This is a genomic window from Spirillospora sp. CA-142024 (assembly GCF_050942325.1).
In the GTDB taxonomy this organism is placed as follows: Bacteria; Actinomycetota; Actinomycetes; order Streptosporangiales; family Streptosporangiaceae; genus Spirillospora.
Window position 1 is genome coordinate 8574004 of record NZ_CP192077.1, and the last position, 16013, is coordinate 8590016.

At 69.6% G+C, this 16013-nt stretch carries 13 protein-coding genes; 5 read left to right on the forward strand and 8 right to left on the reverse strand.

Going from position 1 to position 16013, the window contains the following annotated elements:
- Window positions 1–169: 169 nt before the first annotated feature.
- The 4 genes from hpt to dacB all read right to left on the reverse strand — a co-directional run bounded on the left by hpt (window position 170) and on the right by dacB (window position 4484).
- A complete protein-coding gene (gene hpt / locus ACQPZP_RS40550) occupies window positions 170–733 on the reverse strand; it encodes a hypoxanthine phosphoribosyltransferase (RefSeq protein WP_433474909.1) in 564 nt (187 codons plus the stop codon).
- A gap of 43 nt (window positions 734–776) precedes the next feature.
- Window positions 777–1775: a tRNA lysidine(34) synthetase TilS gene (gene tilS, locus ACQPZP_RS40555; protein WP_433474910.1), complete on the reverse strand. Its 999-nt coding sequence runs from the start codon at window positions 1773–1775 to the stop codon at window positions 777–779.
- Window positions 1776–1817: 42 nt separating this feature from the next.
- The gene (locus tag ACQPZP_RS40560) at window positions 1818–2927 is read right to left on the reverse strand and encodes a zinc-dependent metalloprotease (protein WP_433479760.1); all 1110 of its coding nucleotides are present in this window, start codon (window positions 2925–2927) and stop codon (window positions 1818–1820) included.
- 237 nt (window positions 2928–3164) lie between these two features.
- Complete coding sequence (gene dacB / locus ACQPZP_RS40565; RefSeq protein WP_433474911.1) at window positions 3165–4484, reverse strand: D-alanyl-D-alanine carboxypeptidase/D-alanyl-D-alanine endopeptidase; 1320 nt, start codon at window positions 4482–4484, stop codon at window positions 3165–3167.
- A 218-nt stretch (window positions 4485–4702) separates the two neighbouring features.
- Here dacB and ACQPZP_RS40570 point away from each other — a divergent pair, with 218 nt between their 5' ends.
- Window positions 4703–5194, forward strand: a complete 492-nt coding sequence (locus ACQPZP_RS40570; RefSeq protein ID WP_433464941.1) for an inorganic diphosphatase — start codon at window positions 4703–4705, stop codon at window positions 5192–5194.
- Between the two features lie 166 nt (window positions 5195–5360).
- Here the strand turns inward: ACQPZP_RS40570 and ACQPZP_RS40575 are convergent, their stop codons facing one another.
- The 3 genes from ACQPZP_RS40575 to ACQPZP_RS40585 all read right to left on the reverse strand — a co-directional run bounded on the left by ACQPZP_RS40575 (window position 5361) and on the right by ACQPZP_RS40585 (window position 9561).
- Window positions 5361–6623 carry an NlpC/P60 family protein gene (locus ACQPZP_RS40575; protein WP_433474912.1) on the reverse strand — a complete coding sequence of 421 codons (1263 nt, stop codon included), beginning with the start codon at window positions 6621–6623 and terminating at the stop codon, window positions 5361–5363.
- A gap of 97 nt (window positions 6624–6720) precedes the next feature.
- Window positions 6721–8469 carry an RNA polymerase sigma factor gene (locus ACQPZP_RS40580; RefSeq protein ID WP_433474913.1) on the reverse strand — a complete coding sequence of 583 codons (1749 nt, stop codon included), beginning with the start codon at window positions 8467–8469 and terminating at the stop codon, window positions 6721–6723.
- A gap of 231 nt (window positions 8470–8700) precedes the next feature.
- Window positions 8701–9561, reverse strand: coding sequence for a nuclease-related domain-containing protein (locus ACQPZP_RS40585; RefSeq protein WP_433474914.1), 861 nt, complete (start codon window positions 9559–9561; stop codon window positions 8701–8703).
- A 36-nt stretch (window positions 9562–9597) separates the two neighbouring features.
- Here ACQPZP_RS40585 and ACQPZP_RS40590 point away from each other — a divergent pair, with 36 nt between their 5' ends.
- The 3 genes from ACQPZP_RS40590 (at window position 9598) to ACQPZP_RS40600 (ending at window position 13679) form a co-directional block, all read left to right on the forward strand.
- Window positions 9598–10596 (forward strand): MerR family transcriptional regulator, encoded by a 999-nt coding sequence (locus ACQPZP_RS40590; protein ID WP_433474915.1) that lies wholly within the window; start codon window positions 9598–9600, stop codon window positions 10594–10596.
- Window positions 10593–13004, forward strand: coding sequence for a VIT domain-containing protein (locus ACQPZP_RS40595; protein WP_433474916.1), 2412 nt, complete (start codon window positions 10593–10595; stop codon window positions 13002–13004). Before ACQPZP_RS40590 ends, ACQPZP_RS40595 begins: the two co-directional genes overlap by 4 nt.
- Before the next feature lie 540 nt (window positions 13005–13544).
- Complete coding sequence (locus tag ACQPZP_RS40600; protein WP_433474917.1) at window positions 13545–13679, forward strand: hypothetical protein; 135 nt, start codon at window positions 13545–13547, stop codon at window positions 13677–13679.
- Between the two features lie 130 nt (window positions 13680–13809).
- Here the strand turns inward: ACQPZP_RS40600 and ACQPZP_RS40605 are convergent, their stop codons facing one another.
- Window positions 13810–15261 carry an MFS transporter gene (locus ACQPZP_RS40605; protein ID WP_433474918.1) on the reverse strand — a complete coding sequence of 484 codons (1452 nt, stop codon included), beginning with the start codon at window positions 15259–15261 and terminating at the stop codon, window positions 13810–13812.
- 102 nt (window positions 15262–15363) lie between these two features.
- Between ACQPZP_RS40605 and ACQPZP_RS40610 the strand changes: the two genes are divergently transcribed.
- Window positions 15364–15738 (forward strand): MarR family winged helix-turn-helix transcriptional regulator, encoded by a 375-nt coding sequence (locus tag ACQPZP_RS40610; protein WP_433464948.1) that lies wholly within the window; start codon window positions 15364–15366, stop codon window positions 15736–15738.
- Window positions 15739–16013: the final 275 nt, after the last annotated feature.

The window sequence follows — 16013 nt, forward strand, 5'->3', positions numbered from 1 at the left end:
ACCGCAGGCGCAGGAGACGCAGCCGACGCCGTTCTCCCGCATCCCATCCATATACCCGTCAACGACCCTTGCAACGATTCGTCACGGTCCCTTGTTCCCTGGGGCCGTTCGCGTGCCTCTGACCGGTGCCGCCCCATCCGGACGACCAGTGTGGCTCTGTCCAGGGCGATCAGGCCCCGTCGCCGCCGTAGACGTGCGGGGCCAGCGTGCCCACGAACGGCAGGTTCCGGTACTTCTCCGCGTAGTCGAGCCCATAGCCGATGACGAACTCGTTCGGGATGTCGAACCCGATGTACTTCACGTCGATTTCGGTCTTGACCGCCTCCGGTTTGCGCAGCAGCGCGCAGATCTCCAACGAGGCGGGGCCACGCGAACGCAGGTTGCTCACCAGCCATGACAGTGTCAGGCCCGAGTCGACGATGTCCTCCACGATCAGGACATCGCGGTCGATGATGTCGGTGTCGAGGTCCTTGAGGATGCGGACGACGCCGGACGACTTGGTCCCCGAGCCGTAGGACGAGACGGCCATCCAATCCATCGACGCAGGCGAGTGCAGTGCCCGCGCCAGGTCAGCCATGATCATGACAGCGCCCTTGAGGACACCGACGAGCAGCAGGTCCCTGCCCGCGTAGTCCGCGTCGATCTGCGCGGCGAGCGCCCGCACCTTGGCCTGCAGGTCGGCCTCGGGGATCAGTACCTTCGCCAGGTCGTTGCCCAGGTCCTTCTCGTCCACAACCCCACCCTCATCGCTCGGAACTCGCCCGCACGCCACGATGTCAAACCGGGCCGAACAGGAGCTTTCCAGACCGCCGGACGGCTCGGAGCCCCCCGGGCAGATCCACGTGCCGCTGGCCGTGCCAGGCCGTGACCAGCCGATCCACTGCGTCAACATGGACCGCCGCGAGCGTACCCGGTGGGCTTCCGGCCATGACCGCCGCCTTCCTGAGGACCCGGGTACGGACGGCTCTGGGCAGCTCTTCAAGCCCTTCCAGGCGGACTGCCACGCTGTGGCCGTCCTCAACGGTCCCCAGGTCGGCGTAGGCGCGGGCGGCTAGCTCGTCCAGGGCGTCGGCGTCGTCGCGCAGCATCCTGGCCGTCCGGGCCAAGGCTTCGGCTATCCCGGGCCCGAGAGCCTTCTCCATGGCAGGGAGAGCCTCGTGCCGGACCCGCACGCGCGCGTAGGCGGGATCGATGTTGTGGGGGTCGTCCCAAGGGTCCAGCCCCATCGCCCTACAGGCCCGGCGTGTGGTCGCACGGTCCAGTTCCAGAAGGGGCCTCGCGTAGAGGACGTCGTGGGAGCGCTTGAACCTGGGCGGCATGCCGGCCAGGGATCGGGCCCCGGAACCACGTGCCAGCCCCAGCAGCACCGTCTCAGCCTGGTCGTCTTGGGTGTGGCCGAGGAGGACGGCCACGGCACCCAATCGGGCGGCCGCACTCTCGAGCGCCGCGTACCGGGCGTCACGGGCCGCGTTCTCCGGTCCACCGGGCCCATCGACGGTGACCGCGACCGAACCCGCGGGGTCGAGGCCAAGCCCGGCCATGGTTCGGACCACCGCGTCCGCACGGTCGTCCGAACCGTCCTGGAGACCATGGTCGATCGTGATCCCGCCGGCGGGGCGCCCTCCTCTAGGCGCCTCGAAGGCCAGCGCACCTGCGAGCGCCAGAGAGTCAGCGCCTCCGCTGCAGGCGACGAGAACCATCTCGCCCTGTGGAAGGTCGACAAGAACCCGGCGCACCGCGAGGCGTACCGCCGCCACCGCCGGATCAGGGCCCATGGGAAACGTCTACCACCACATGGCGCCGCGCACCGGCGGCCCTCAAGCCTCGTTGGCCTTGGGCGGGGCGTCGATGGCGCGCGGCCCGACGACCCGGTCCATCCACAGGGCCGGCTCCTTGATCTCGTCGTGGGTCGGGAGCGTCTCCGGCGACTGCCAGACCTGGTTGAACCCGCTCATGCCGACCTCGGTGACGACCCGCCGGACGAACCGCGACCCCTCCGCGTACTGCTTCATCTTGAGGTCGATGCCGAGCAGGCGCCGGATCGTCTTGTCGAGCTTGGAGCCGCCGGTACGCCGCCCCTGGAAGCGGGACCTGATCTGCTGGACGGACGGCACGACCTCCGGGCCGACCGCGTCCATGACGTAGTCGCCGTGCCCCTCGACCAGCGTCATCACCGCGGTGAGGCGGTCGAGGATCTCGCGCTGCTCCGGACTCTGGATCGCGTCGATGAGGTTGGCGTCTCCGCCGCGCACCGCGTCCGCGACGGCCTCGGCCGCGTCCCGGATGCGGTCCAGCATCACGCCTGGGTCGAGGTCCGACGCGAGGAGGAACTTGGTCATCTGATCCTGCACGTATTCGCGCAGCCAAGGCACCCCGGTGAACTGGGCGCGGTGCGTCTCCTCATGGAGGCACACCCAGAGGCGGAAGTCATGCGGCTCCACACCGAGCTCTTGCTCGACATGGACGATGTTGGGCGCGACCAAGGTCAAACGTCCTGTGGGTGCACGGCCTGAGGGGTCCGGCGGCAGGAACAGCTCATACTGCCCCAGGACACGGCTGGCCATGTACGCAAGGATCGCGCCCACCTGCATGCCGGTGACGCGGGAACCAACGGCTTGGACGACAACGTTGCCCGCACCTCCGAGAGGGCTGGGGCCGCGCCGCTCGGACATCTGGTCCATGAGCGGTTCCAGCACCACGCGGAAACCGTCCACGTTGGCGCGGATCCACCCGGGCCTGTCCACGACCGTCGCCGGGTCGGGGTCGAGCTCGGAGGCCATGCCGGTGAAGTCCCGCACATGCCCGTGGGCGATCTTCGAAAGCTCGCGCAACTCCTTCACGACTTCACGGGCCTCGGTATGGGTGACCTGCGGTCCCGGCCTGACGAGCCGGGTCCCCGCTTGAACCGCCACGTTCCAGTCGATCATTGAGGCGCTCATGTACTCCACCGTACGTTTCGGACGTGGCGCCGGAGCGCCCTGCATGGTCGTTCAACGAACAACCGTTCTGGTTATCTCCCGTACGGCGGACCCCACACGCAGCCGCATATCCCGCATTCCACGAAAAACATGCCCCACCCACCCGGGGGCGGACCGTACCCCTCCACCCTTGCCTCTCCCACCACCGGAACGCAGCAGAACAAGCATCTGTGGATAACCGGAAGATCAGCCGCACCCGCAGGTCGCGACGGCCGCCGCCAGCTGGTCGAGCTTCCCCGGATCGACCGGGCCCTTCCCGTCCCCCGCCATGAAGGCGAACGCCAGCAGCCGGCCGTCGGCGTCATAGGCGAGCCCGGCCAGCGTGCTGACACCCGCCAGGGTGCCGGTCTTCGCGCGAACCATCCCCGCCCCCGCCTGGCTGGACGCGACCGTGTACCGCGGCGGACTCAGCGTCCCCGAGAATCCGGCGATCGGCATGCCAGTGATGACCGGACGCAACTCCGGGTGGTCCTGACCAGCGGCGAGCGAAACGATCCGGGCCAGCGCGACAGGCGAGATGCGGTTGCGAGGCGACAACCCACTGCCGTCATTGACGGAAACGCCCTCCGCGACACCCAACCTGGCCAGAACCTGCCGGACGGCCTGAGCAGCGTCCGCGAACGTCGCCGGACGGCCCAGCTTGATGGCGACCTGGCGCGCCATCGCCTCGGCCACGTCGTTGTCGCTATCGGTCAGCAAATGCTCCACCAGCGCGGACAAGGGCGGTGACTGAACGGCGCCGAGCTGCGCGGCCCCCTTCTGTGCGACCGTCCTTCGCCCGGCGCTCGCCTTGAGTCCGTTCTTGGACAGCAGACGCGCGAACTGCCCCGCCGCAGCGGCAGGTGGATCAGAGACCCGCGCCTTCTTGGACGGGTCCATGGGCGCGATCCGCCCTTCGTCTACGGTCAGGGCCGAGACAGGCGCCACCTCACCGTCCGGCAGGTAATTGGGCTTCCACCCGGCGGCCGTAGGAGAGCCCTGGTACGCGGACGAGTCGTAGTCCACGCGCACCTTGCGAAGCCCGGACGCCTTCAGCGCCGTGGCGGTCTGACGGGCGAGGTCCGACAGGGACGCATACGGCGGATGGTCGGCTTCAGGACGCGCGGGAAGGGCCGTCAGGGTAGGATCCCCGCCTCCGACCAGCACGATCCCGCCTCCCGTCCCGCGTACGACCCGGGTGGTGATCCGGTGCGCGGGGCCGACCTCGGCCAGTGCCGCGACCGACGTCGCCAGCTTCGTCGTCGAGGCCGGTGTGGCGGGACGGTCGGCGCGCAGTTCGTACAGGGGCCGGCGGGTTTCGGCGTCGACGACCACCGCGTTGATCTTCGCCTGCGGGCCGCCGATCAGCGCCGAAAGCCGTCCCGCCAGAGTGGACGGGTTCGGCGGCCGTCCCGATCCGGGGTCGGCGGCGGGGATCGCGGCCGCTGAGGCCGGGACCTGCACGACCTCACGCGCCGCCACGCTGGGCGGTTGCGGCGACAAGTGCCGCTCCGGTGTGAGTTTCACCACTGCCACCCCTGCGGCGAGGGCGAAAACGTTAAGGAGAGACAGCGACAGGACCACGAGGGCTCGGCCCCGTCCAGGCACGTGACCGCCCCTCTCCCACTCAGCACTCACCAACGTGCGACATCCTTATACAGGGAACACTCGTCCTGTGGGGCCGGCCTCACCCACAGGTTCCCGAAAGACTATTCACTGCGAGCGCGCAGGGAGCGGAGGACATCTTGAATTTCGACGTCACCATTGAGATCCCCAAGGGCCAGCGGAACAAGTACGAGGTGGACCACGAGACCGGGCGCATCCGGCTCGACCGCATGCTGTTCACCTCGACGCAGTACCCGGCCGACTACGGGTTCATCGAGAACACCCTCGGTGAGGACGGCGACCCGCTGGACGCGCTGGTCCTGCTGCAGGAGCCGACCTTCCCGGGCTGCCTCATCCGCTGCCGCACCGTGGGCATGTTCCGGATGACGGACGAGGCAGGCGGCGACGACAAGGTCCTGTGCGTCCCCGCCACGGACCCCCGTATGGAGCACCTGCGCGACATCCACCACGTCGCGGAGTTCGACCGCCTCGAGATCCAGCACTTCTTCGAGGTCTACAAGGACCTGGAGCCCGGCAAGTCCGTCGAGGGCGCCAGCTGGGTGGGCCGTGTCGAGGCCGAGCAGGAGATCGAGCGTTCCTTCAAGCGCGCCGCGGACCAGGGCGGCCACTGACGCGCCGTCCGGCCCCGCCGACCGCAGGCCGGGCCGTTCCGGGGCCGGGAGAGGGAGTCGCGGACGGCGTTGATCCGCTTCCCGCCGCCATGCGACACGCCTCGCGAGGAACCCTTCCGTACGCAGGTCCTACGGAAGGGTTCCCGCCTTTCCAAGGGCGGTCTCGTCAAGCGGCAGGACGTGTGGCCCCGATCAGGTCGCTTCTGTGGATGCTTGAGATGCGCACCCGTTCACCGGTGTAGGGCGCCTCCACCATGCGGTCGCCGCTGATGTAGAGGCCGACATGGTGAATGGTGGCGGGATCGGACTTGTCGGTAGCGAAGAAGACAAGGTCACCGGGGCGCAGATCGCTGATGGGGATGTGCGGGCCGGATGTCCATTGGGTGCCCGTCCAATGGTCGAGACGTACGCCGGCCTTGCCCCACGCGTACATGGTGAGACCTGAACAGTCGAAGCCCACGATCCCGGCACCTTGCGCTACGCCGTAGCTGGGACCGTCCATGTCGCCCCCGCCCCAGGAGTAGGGCGTGCCAAGCCACTTCAGCGCCGCCTGGACAGCGATGGCACCGCGTGCCGCCGCTAGGGTCGGCCCCGCCACAGAGTCGGAGAAATCAGATCGCGCCTTGCGTATCTTCGCCTTCTCCAGGGCCCGTTCCCGCGCGCGCTTGACCTCGGAGGCGTGTGCTTGGGCCTTGCCAAGTCGGCGCTCTAGCCGACGCTTGTCGGCCTCAATGCGTTGAATGGACCCCTGCTGCTTGGACACCGCGTCCTGGGCGAGCCGTTTGGCCTCGTCGGCGCTTCTGGTGGCCGCTCCTTGCTCGTCCAGCGCCACCTTCGCCTGACGCCGGAACACATCCGCGACGGTTTTGGACGCTTCGACCTGGTGGACCATGGCCGCTCGCCGTTCTGCAAGCATCTTGACCATGCCGGCACGGTCCATGAAGCCCTGCGGCCCGCCGTTGCCGGCGACCGCCGATGACATCTCGTCGTATCCGGTGTTGTCCCGGTAGACCTGCGCAGCGAACGACGCCAGTCCGGCCCTGGATTCCTCAACTCTCCGGTTCGCCTCGGCCAGCCGTGCCTGGGTGTCCCAGTACGCCTGCTGTGAGCGTTGCAGTTTCAGCTGCTCGCCGTTGTACCGCTCCACCGCCGCCTCCGCGGCGATGGCGAGCCTGTCGAGTTCACCGTCCGCCAGTACGAGCATGGCCTTCGTCCGTCCGACCTCGGCGGCCCGATCCCTGACCTGCTGTTTGCTCTGCTCGATGTCCTTCGCGCTGGGACTGGGGTCGGCGGAGGGACGGGCGGACGCGGCCGGGACGAACAGGCTCATGCACATCGACAGGCCAGCGGTGAAGGCGACCAGCCGCAGCGCGTTGCTGCGGGCCGGGGACGGGATCGCGCGACGGTGCCGTGCTGCGCCAGATGCCATGATCACGTCCTCCCCCAGTGATGTATTGCTTAGCGCAAACGATCACCTACGAAGAGTAGTTGACTCTGGCAATGGCGGGTACGAGCGCCACTCCCTGTCAGGCGCTCGGCGTGGGACTCGCACCAGACGAGGCCGTCCCCGAGGACGGCTCGGACGAGGGTGACGGCGGCGGCGAGGGATCCGGTTCGCTTTCGGCCGCCGGTGAGCCGGATGGTTTCGGCTCCGGGGTCGGCGGTGGCGGAGTACCCGGCCGGTGAGTCTCGGGTGGCGTGGATGGGGTCGCCGACCCGGAACCTGACGGCGTAGGCGTCGGCGTCGGCGTCGGATCCGGGCCGGGAGCATCAGGACGCCAGGTGACGTGTACCTGACTCCCTCCCGGCTGGAAGGTGATGGTTCCATCCCCGCGCGAGTTCTGCTTACGCGTGACATGGATACGCACGGTCACGCTCTGCCCAGCTTTGAGGTGCCCAGAGGGCGGGCTGACCAGTAGTGGTCCATGACTCTTTGCTTGCCAGGTCACTGGTCCACCTTCTGCGCGCAGTTCCACGAAGCCCTCTGAACCCCCTGCCAGATCCAGGAAGAGGGGGGAGACCGCTAGTGCACCCGTGGCCGCGGGCCCGGACGGCTCCTGTGAGGAGACCAGTGCAGAGGACGGTGCCGGAAAGGCCGTTGGTGGTGCGGACGACACACGTGCGCCCAGCGGGAACGTGGCCGATACGGGGGCGGCGTCGAGGTTTCCGGGGCCGTTGGTGTGCCCGGCTGGTCGTCGCACGGACTCGGGTACCTGAGAGAAGCCTGGAACCGCTGTCGGATGCGGGCCCGCGACCCCTCCCGCCCCCTTCCGTCCGCCGCCGATGAGCCCGTACATGGAGGCGACCCCACCTGCGGATAGGAGCGCGACCACCGCGAGCACTGCGGCAGCGCGGATGGCCTGCGCGTAGAGGTTGGCCGCCGTTCCCTCGGGGGACGTCCTGCGCGAACGGCCGAGTATCCAGCATCCAGTTGCGCGTGACGTCTTGGCCGGACGCCCCTCCCCAGGAGACTGGACAGGAAAGCCCTCGGGCGTGAACTCCATGACCCGGGTGGCCACGAAGAGCCTGTAGCCCACCAGTTCCGGGTCCAGGAAGCAGCTCATCACCCGAAGGCGCAGCTCTGCCGCCGGAGTCGCGTCCGGCAGCAGCCCGTAGACCTTGGCGGCGGACACGGTTCGGGGATGGAAGGCTCCGCAGACTGAGCAGCCCTCCGCGTGCTCCATAAGCCGCTTACTGAGGTCGTTGGTGAGGTCTCCACGCCGCTCACGCAGGAGTAGAGCGCGTTGTGGGCAACCGTAGGGTCCCTTGTCCGCGAGTATCTCCGCGGTCAAGGCCTCGTCCAGCTCGCCGTGCGCGCGGTCGAGCGCGGCCTGCGCGTCCTTCAGCGACATACCGAACACGGCGGCGAGATCGGGGACGGACAACTGGTGCCTGACCCGCAGCTCCAGGATCTCCCGCGAGAGGGGCCGTAGCGCCAGTACCGCATGCCAGGCCGTGATGCGCTGGTCCACGTCCTCCTGGTCGTGGCTGGCGACCGGCACGTCAGGTGCCTGGTGCCTGGGAGGCAGACGCCGGGCGCACTCGAGGCGGGCGAGGGCATAGAGCCACGGACCGAACCGGTCGGGATCGCGGAGCTTGCCGATGTGCGCTTCGGCCACGATGAACGTGTCGCGTAAGGCGACCTGCGCAGCGTCACGGCATCGCAACTGGAACCAGCAGTACGCGAAGAGCCTGCCGGCATGGGCGTCGTACACGGCGGCCGTGGCACCGGGATCGCGCTCGCGCAGCGCCTCGACCAGGAGATGGTCGTTCATGCCAGAAAGGTAAAGGCTTCGGGCGCTCTTTACTGGCAAATTCAAGAGATCAGACTTAGATACCGAACACCATTCTTGTGCGTTCCGTAATACCTTTGCGAAGTGTCAGATTTGAGCGCTATGGGCGAAATGACCGACATCCTGCAAGGTTCGCATGATTCAGATGACCAGGTCGTCATGTCCGTATGCGGTCAAGTAGATACCCAGAGTGAATGGCTCTGATATTGATGATCAGTCGGGCGGCAGCATTTCCATCATCGGCGGAAGCAGGTACTCGGCAGCGGCAGCGATGGTGGCGACCTGCGCGCTCGTATAGATGACGGGTTCCGAGGCCATGGCGCGTGGGATCGCCCTCGTGGCGCGATAGAGCACCTCCCCGTGCTGGACGCCTTCTCGGGTGACCCGTGCCCCGTGGACTACGACCATCGGCGTGACGGGTACGTCATAGCCCAGCTCTCCGGAGAGCAGCTCGGCGACCGTCTCGGCGGCCCGCATGGCGAGAACGGTCACCCCGCCGACCTGGCCGCGCCCCACCCAGAGGCGGCGCTGATCGGCATGCAACCGGGCACCCCACCGAAATCTCCGGCTCGCGATCGCGTAGACGCCGGTGAGACCGACCACCAGATGGTCCAGGTTGGCGGTGGGCGTAGAACGGCCCGGAAGGGCCCGGTCGTGCAGAACGTGGAAGCCCGCCGGATCGAGGCGCGCCAGCCGGCGTCCTGTACGGCGCTCGGCCTGGGCTCCCCGGCGCCAGCCGGTCACGACGCCAGACCGGAATCTCGAATAGCCCGCATGCATCGCGAAGACGAGAACGGCGACAGCGACGCCCACCCACCAGGTGCTCACGCCCGCCGCGACGATCCCGGCAGCACAGGCCATGAGCGCCCGTACCGCACGTCTTTCCCAGCGATGCCGTGCGGCGAGCAGGCGGTAGCGGTGCCGGGCCGAGGCCCCCGCGCTCGACACGCCGACACCGCTGCTGCGCACCTCAAGGCCTCGTTTCCGCCGCCCCCGAGCCGCACCTGGAGGCACAAGCGTGCGGCAGCCCGGCGGTTCCATCAAGGATTTTCCGAAGTCGATCTCCAGAACCATTTGACACTGTCATCATGACAGTGTCACTATGAGGCCATGGACGGCACCTGGACGATCGGCGAGCTGGCGGAACACGCCGCAGCAGCCCTGGCCGCGGATGGATCCGCGCAGGTCAGCGGCCGGGTCCGTGATCTGCCCAACGAGCGGCTGATCCGCTGGTACACGACGATCGGCCTGGTCGACCCGCCCCTCGGCCGCCGCGGCCGTACCGCGCTGTACGGCCCCCGCCATCTCCTCCAGCTCGTGGCGGTGAAGCGCCGCCAGGCCGAGGGCCGCTCCATCGCCGAGATCCAGGTCGAGCTCGCAGCCGCCACCGACGCGACCCTCTCCGAGATCGCCGCCCTCCCCGCCGCGTCCAGCCCGGCTCCCCGGCACGGGCCCGCCACCCCGGCCGACCGGCCGCCTCCCGCCACGGGACAAGGGAAGCCGGGCATTGACGCCGAAGCCACAGCAGCATCCGGAGAGCCGGCGGACCGCCGCGCGACCCCGGCGCGGCCCCCTGGCCTGCACGGTCTGCACGCACGGCCCACCGATTCGAGTGATGGAGCGCCGGAACCCGCCGCTTCCCGAACCCCGGCCGCTCAGGACGGAGAACAGGTGCCCCGCTCAGGCCTTCCCGGCAGGAGCACCTCCGCACCGGCCCCGGCTCACAGGAGGAGAAGCCGGACGGCCGCCAGGGAAGGCACTCTGCCGGTCGAAGCGGATGCCGAGGCCGCGCATCCCGCCGAAAGCCCTGCGGCTGAGGAGAGGGGACGCGAGCGGGGTGCCTTCTGGAGTGCCCGGCCGGATGTGTCCTTCAGCCAGGCCGCCGTCGCCGACGGGTACGGCGCGTCCCGTCCCGCAGTCGTTCAAGGGGTTCGGCTCGCGCCGGGCCTCACCGTCCTTCTGGACGCACCGACCCTGAGCGGCGACGATCTCGCCGCGATCGAGACCGCCGCCCGTCCGCTGCTCGACGAGCTGCGCCGGCTCGGTCTTCTCTCCCCCGCCGAAACCCCCGCGTTCCCGCCCGCCGATGAATCCCGGAGGATCCAGTGACCGTGCGCATCCTGCCACTACCCGAGACCGCGCCACCGGTCCCCGACCGCGGATTCGGCGCGCTCAGCACCGACAAGGGGAACCTGCCGCTCGACTCGGTCGACGTGCACGCGTCGATCACCGGCCTGGCCGCCGGCATCGACGTCGTCCAAGGCTTCCGCAACCCGTTCGACACGCCGTTGGAGGCCACCTACATCTTCCCCCTGCCCGACCGCGCCGCGGTCACCGCGCTGCGCATGGAGGCCGCCGACCGGGTCATCGAAGGAGAACTGAAGGAGCGCGGCCAGGCACGGCAGGACTACGACACCGCGATAGCCGCCGGGCAGCGCGCGGCCATCGCCGAAGAAGACCGCCCGGACGTCTTCACCATGCGGGTGGGCAACATCCTCCCCGGCGAACGCGTGACGATCAGGCTGACGCTCCACCAGCCGCTGCCGCACGAGTCGGCGTCCAGCGCGACGTTCCGCTTCCCGCTCGTCGTCGCGCCCCGCTACATACCGGGCGCGCCCCTGGGCGGCGACCGCGCCGGATCCGGCGTGGCCGACGACACCCACGCCGTGCCGGACGCGTCCCGGATCAGCCCGCCCGTCCTGCTGCCGGGCTTTCCGAACCCCGTCCGCCTGGCCGTCACCGTCGACATCGACCCGGCCGGGCTGCCGCTGACCCAGGTCCGGTCGGCGCTGCACGTGGTCGCCGAGGACGGTGACGGCGACCGGACGACCCTGCGCCTGCAACCGGGCGAGCGCCTCGACCGCGACTTCATCCTCCGCCTGGACTTCGCTCCGCAGGAGAGTGCCGCCCTCACCCTCATCCCGGACGAATCCGGCGAAGAGGGAACGTTCAGCCTCACCGTGCTGCCGTCCGGCGAGGCAAGGCCCAGCCCACGCGACGTGGTCCTCGTTCTCGACCGTTCCGGCAGCATGCACGGCTGGAAGATGGTCGCCGCACGCCGCGCCGCGGCACGCATCGTCGACACGCTCCGCGTCGAGGACCGGTTCGCCGTCCTGTCCTTCGACACCGTCATCGAACGCCCGCGCGACCTCGGGACCGGCCTCGTCGACGGCACGGACCGCAACCGGTTCCGTGCCGTAGAGCACCTGGCCTCCCTGGGAGCGCGCGGCGGCACGGAGATGCTCGCCCCGCTCGACGAGGGCTGCCGGCTGCTCGCCGATTCAACCCGCGACCGCGTGCTCGTCCTCATCACCGACGGGCAGGTCGGCAACGAAGACCAGCTCCTCGCGCACCTGGAACCGCGACTCCACAACGTCCGCGTGCACACCGTCGGGATCGACCAGGCGGTCAACGCCGGCTTCCTGAACCGTCTCGCCGCGATCGGCGGGGGCCGTTGCGAGCTGGTGGAGTCCGAGGACCGCCTCGACGAGGCGATGGAACACATCCATCACCGGATCACCGCCCCGATCGCGACCGGCCTCACCCTGCATGCCGACGGCCTGGCGATCGCCTCCGAGACGGTGGCCCCCGCGCGGCTGGGCGCCCTGTTCCCCGGTGTGCCGCTCGTGATCGCGGGCCGGTTCAGCGGCACGCCTTCCGGATCACTGTCCGTCCGGGGCACCGCGTCCGACGGGACGCCTTGGGAGCAGCACGCCTCCGGCGTCGTCGCCAAGGACGCGGCCGCCGCGTCCATCTGGGCCCGCGCCCACCTCCGCGACCTGGAGGACCGCTACACGGTCGGCGGCCCCGATGACCTGGAGCAACGCATCGTCGCGACCTCGCTCCGGTTCGGCGTGCTGTGCCGCTTCACCGCCTTCGTGGCCGTGGACAGCCGGGTGTCGACCGATGGCGGCACCCCGCACCAGGTCGTCCAGCCGGTCGAGATGCCCCAGGGCTGGGGCGCCCCGATGGCCGCTCCGCGGGTGGCGCATGCCGCCTTCATGGCCGACGAGGACCCCGCGGACTTCTTCGGCGCGCCACCGCCCGGCGGCCCCCCCATGCCCGCAGCACCCGGCGGCCCGCCGCAGCCCATGGGAGGGGCCGCGCCACCGTCCTACGGCGCGCCGCGTCCTGGCGCCGGCCGTCCCCGCGCCAAGCGCAAGGCGCCGAGCCGGCCGGTGCCGGAGCAGACCCGCGGCGTCCCCGCCCTCACCGGCTTCCAGCAGGAGTTGACCAACGTGCTGGACCGCCTCCGCCAGGTGCCGGAAGCGCGGGACGAACGAGTCCGCCACCTACTGAGGGATCTCCTCCCGATCCTGGGGTCGGTCGTCCTGCGGATGGAGGAGCAGGGCCTGGACACCACATTCCTGGCAGCCCTCTGCGACGATCTCCGCCGGATGCCACCAACCGCGGACGAGGCGATCATCAACGCCCACTGGACCCGCGCCCTGCAGGTCCTCGCCGACTTCACCGGCGCTCCCCAACCGCGCCGCCCCTTCTGGAAACGCCCCAAATAGCCCAACGCGGGGGCGTCCCAAAATGGACGCCCCCGCACCCGCCCTCCACGAGACTCAACCCACCACCCCGCCCCCGGCCCAACCCAGCCCCCTACCAGGGGCCGAATCCGGGCCCCGAACCAGGGCCCGGAACCAGGGGCCACAAACCCAGCACCCCAACTCGGGGTCCGAACCAGGGCCCCGGTTCCGAGGCCCGCTCCCGGAGCCCCAGTTCCGAGGATCGGTCCTGGAGCCCCCAGTTCCGAGGGGCCCGTCCCGAGGGCCCGTTCCAGCCGCGGTTCCAGGGGCCCGCTCCCACGGGCGCGCTCCCAGGACCCAATTCCAGGGGCACCGTTCCCAGAGGCCAATTCCAGGGGCCGCCCAGGGGCCGGGTTCCAGGGGCCGGGTTCCAGAGCTCCAAATCGGAGCCTTTGACCGAGCGTTCTAGCGGCCCGCTCACGGTGGCAATGGCATCGACCTCGCCCGCCGACCTGTCCCCGCTAAGGCCAGTCCCGCTAAGGCCAGTCCTGCGCACGGCCGCCGTAAGCCTGCCCGGCGTGGATGACGCTCGACCTGCAGCACCCCGCGCCACACGCCTTTCTGCCGCTGCTGGTCGACAAGGCGGACGCGGTGGTCGTGCGCGCGACCCGTGGCCTCCGCCATGAGCAGCCGCCCGGCCTACGGGCCTGGCGGTGAGGGGCGCGACCTGCGGCGCGGGACTCGACTCGGGGACCAGTCGTGAACCTGAGCGGCCACCAGGTCGGCCGCTCGGACTCAGCGCTTGAGGAGTCCGAGCGGCCGACCGTGGTGGCCGGGGGTTGAAGGGTCAGGCGTGCTTGGAGCGGTATCGGTTGAGCAGGGGAATCAGGTTCAGAACCAAGCCGACCACGGCGACGGCACTGACCAGGTTGACGCCCGGGTGGAACTCGCCGAAGCCGTCACCACCGGCCGCCGTGCCGCCCGCGACCAGGGCGGTGACGACGGCCAGCACCAGGGCGGCGCCGACCTGGCCCGAGGTCTGGACGAGGCCGGACGCCAGTCCCTGCTCGGAGTCGTCGATCCCGTCGGTGGCCTGAGCCATGATCGAGCTGAACCCGAACGCGAACCCGCCGCCCAGCAGCAGCATCGTCGGCAGGATCGTGAACGCGTAGTGCGGGGCGTTCCCGGCCGTGGCGAGGAACCAGCCGTAGCCGAGGCTGAGGGACGTCATGGAGCTGATGATCAGCCGTGGCGTCCCGTACCGGTCGATCAGCCGGCCGACGAACGGGGAGCCGAACGCCACGATGAGGCCGGCCGGCAGCAGCGCCATGGCCATCTTCAGCGGCGACCAGCGCAGCACGTCCTGCAGGTAGAGCGTCATCATGAACTGGAAGCTCAGGTATGAGCCGAAGAGCGCGACGATGCTCAGGTTGGCCCGGACGATCGAGCCGATCCGCAGGATGCCGAGCCGGATCAGCGGGTGCCGCACCTTGTTCTCGGTGACGAAGAAGGCGGTCAGGAGGGCCGCCGCGAGGACGACGGAGCCCAGGGTGACCGGATCCAGCCAGCCGCGGTCGGGTGCGGAGACCACCGTGTAGACCGCGATCAGCATGCCGCCGGTGAGCGTCACGGCACCGAGCAGGTCGTGACCGCCACCGGCCGCCGGCTTGTCCCGCGGAATCAGCGCAAGGCCCGCGACGAGGGCGAGGACCGCGAGCGGCACGGGCGTCAGGAACGTCCAGCGCCACCCGAAGCTGGTCAGCAGCCCGCCGAGGATGAGCCCGGACGAGTAGCCGCTGGCGCCGAAGACGGAGAAGACCGACAGCGCCCGGTTGCGCGCGGGCCCCTCATGGAAGGTGGTGGTCAGGATGGACAGGGCGGTCGGCGCGGTGAACGCGGCGGCCAGGCCCTTCACGAAACGGGTGGCGATCAGCAACGTGCCGTCGTTGACGAGGCCGCCCACGAGCGACGCGATGGCGAACACGGCCAGCGCGGCGAGGAAGACCCGGCGGCGGCCGAGCAGGTCGGCGGTCCGCCCGCCGAGCAGGAGCAGCCCACCGTAGCCGAGGACGTAACCGTTGACGATCCACTGCAGTGACGTGGTGGAAAGGCCCAGCTCGGTGCCGATCGACGGCAGCGCGACGCCCACCATGGAGACGTCGAGTCCGTCGAGGAACAGCACGGCGCACAGGACCGCGAGGACTCCCCACAGCCGGGGAGTCCAGGTCTGTTCGGCCGACGCGTTCGCTGCGGCCGGCGCACGGACGGTGGAGTCGGGTGAGGTGTCGGTGATAGTCACGTCGGAGGACGATACATGCACGTGCATCAAATGTCCACGCACAAAATTCGTACGAATTTAATGCAGGTGCATCTCATGCATGTGCATGGTAAGATGCGCGGCATGGAGGCGGAGACAACTCTGGTCGGCCGCTGGCGCGAGCTCGCGACCTGCTACAACACGGTGGCGTGCGCCCTGGATCGCGCCCTGCAGGACGACCACGGCCTGAGCATGAGTGAGTACGAGACGCTCGATCGCCTCGTCGACCTCCATTGTGAGAAGCGCCGCATGCAGGAGATCGCCGCTGCGATGTACCTGAGCCAGAGCGCCCTGTCCCGCACGGTCGCCCGCTTGGAGAAGCACGGCTACGTCCAGCGCGGACTCTGCCAGGACGACCGGCGCGGCGTATTCGTCGAGATCACCGAGGCCGGCCGCCGCTGCCACGCCGAGGCCCGCGACACCCACCTGAAGATCCTCGCGGAGCACCTGACCGACTGACCCTCGGGCACCCCGGCTTCACCGCCGGCACGCAACTGCGGATCACTACCGGACGCCCCGGGACAAGCTCGCAACGGCCCCACGCGACTCCGCTCGCCAGCCGCCCTCCAGAGCGCAGGCCCCGTCCGCTGCAGCGCAGCCGGGGTGCACGGCGCAGCCGGGGTGCACGGCGCAGCCGGTCAGCCCAGGGACGCGCCGGTCCAGTTCCTTCGAAGATCACATTCGCGAGCTTGGCCCTGCCGCGGCGGACCACGTGCAGTACCGCGCATATACCT